The 2,214-nt window shown below is 40.4% G+C and carries 1 protein-coding gene; it reads left to right on the top strand.

The window, feature by feature from the left end:
* On the top strand, positions 1–1,910 hold a 1,910-nt coding region (locus tag AC1DRF_RS24085; RefSeq protein ID WP_477741880.1), incomplete at its 5' end, for a vitamin B12-dependent ribonucleotide reductase.
* Between the last annotated feature and the right edge of the window lie 304 nt (positions 1,911–2,214).

The following is a 2,214-nucleotide window of genomic DNA, read 5'->3' as shown; positions in this document are numbered from 1 at the left end:
GTGTTGGAACGAATGGTTCAACTCTTCGCCCGCGCAACACGCTGGCTCGCGGTGTAAACGGTAAATCATCTGGTTCGGTTTCATGGTTAGATGATATTGCTAAACTGACGCATCTTGTTGAGCAAGGTGGGTCACGTCGTGGGGCCCAAATGATCATGCTTGCCGACTGGCATCCTGACATTGTAGAATTTATTATTTCTAAAATGCAAAACCCTCGCATTTTACGTTTCTTAATTGAAAACACAAATGACGAAATGATTAAAAAACATGCGCAAGATAAATTGAAGTTCACGCCGCTAACAGAGTCTGAAGAAGCGATGTACCAAGGAATCATTAACTATAAACAAATTCCTGGTCTTGGTGGGTTCAGTGAAAAAATCATCAAAGATGCAGAAGAAAAGCTGCAAACAGGCGGAACGTACAGCGTTCATAACTCAGAGTTTTTAACAGGAGCAAACATTTCTGTATGCTTAACAAAAGATTTTATGGATGCTGTTGAAAACGACGGAGAATACGAACTTCGCTTCCCAGACGTAGAAAGCTATTCAAAAGAAGAAATGGCTAACTACAATGAAAACTGGCACGAAGTAGGCGACGTGCGCGAATGGGCAAAACAAGGAAACAAAGTTCGTACGTATCGTACTATCCGTGCAAAAGAGCTATGGAACTTAATTAATATTTGTGCAACGTACTCAGCTGAACCAGGCATTTTCTTCTTTGACAATGCTAATGATATGACAAATGCTCAAGCATATGGTCAGCACGTTGTTGCAACAAATCCATGTGGTGAACAACCACTTGCACCATTCTCTGTCTGCAACTTAGCTGCTGTTAACCTAGCGCAAATGGCAGATAAAGAAACGAAAACTGTTAACTTTGAAAAGTTACGTCAAACGGTTGAAACAGGCGTTAGAATGCAAGATAACGTTATTGATGCAACTCCTTATTTCTTAGAAGAAAACCAAAAGCAAGCGCTTGGCGAACGCCGCGTTGGCCTTGGTGTAATGGGTCTTCACGATCTTCTTATTTATTGTGAAACAGAGTACGGCTCTGACAAAGGCAATGAGTTAGTAGATAAAGTGTTTGAAACAATTGCAACGACGGCTTACCGCGCGTCTGTAGAGCTTGGAAAAGAAAAAGGAAGCTTCCCGTTCTTAGTAGGCCAAACAGATGCTGAAACGGCTTCTTTACGTGAAGCATTCACAAATACAGGCTTCATGAAAAAAATGCCTGAAGATATTCGTGAAAACATTAAAGAGAACGGTATCCGAAACTCTCATTTATTAACAGTAGCGCCAACAGGCAGTACTGGAACAATGGTTGGAGTATCAACGGGTCTTGAACCTTATTTCTCATTCTCATACTTCCGAAGCGGCCGTTTAGGTAAATTTATTGAAGTAAAAGCTGATATCGTTCAAGAGTATTTAGATCAGCATCCAGAAGCAGATCCAAACAACCTTCCTGAATGGTTCATTTCAGCTATGGAACTTGCACCACAAGCTCACGCGGATGTGCAATGTGTGATTCAGCGCTGGATTGACAGTTCAATTAGTAAAACAGTAAACGCTCCTCGCGGTTACACGGTAGAGCAAGTTCAAAAAGTGTACGAGCGTCTGTATAAAGGCGGAGCAAAAGGCGGTACGGTGTACGTAGACGGCAGCCGTGATGCACAAGTCTTAACGCTAAAAGCAGAAGAAAATACGTTTGATGAAGAAATTGAAGCGCCAAAAGAAGAAACGAAACCGCACGTTGTGTTAGTTGATACAATTAATGAAATTCGTTCAACTGATGTAACAATCGGTTCTGAAGTAGGTAATACGTGTCCGGTTTGCCGTCAAGGAACGGTAGAAGAAATGGGCGGATGCAACACATGTACAAACTGTGGTGCACAGCTGAAATGCGGCCTTTAATTTTGAATATGATTGACTAGTAAAAGCTGACTCAAACGAGTCAGCTTTTATTATGTATAAAAATGGGGCATAAATAAGAAGCGAGATCGAACGGTTCTTGTATTTGAATAAGCATTGTAGTATGATTTTAATTGAATGTCTTTTATCCAGTTTTATCTTATGACATCGCTTTATTTACACGTTTTTTTCACATAGATTATCAAACATGAACACGATATCACTATAAGAAACAGACATTTATGACTTATTATTAGCAATACATAATATTAATTGGGGGAGATTTCATGCCTACACCGAGTATGGA

This window comes from Priestia sp. P5_B4 (assembly GCF_056400385.1).
The sequence above is the reverse complement of the archived record's forward strand: the minus strand, read 5'-3'. Positions and strand labels throughout refer to the sequence as shown.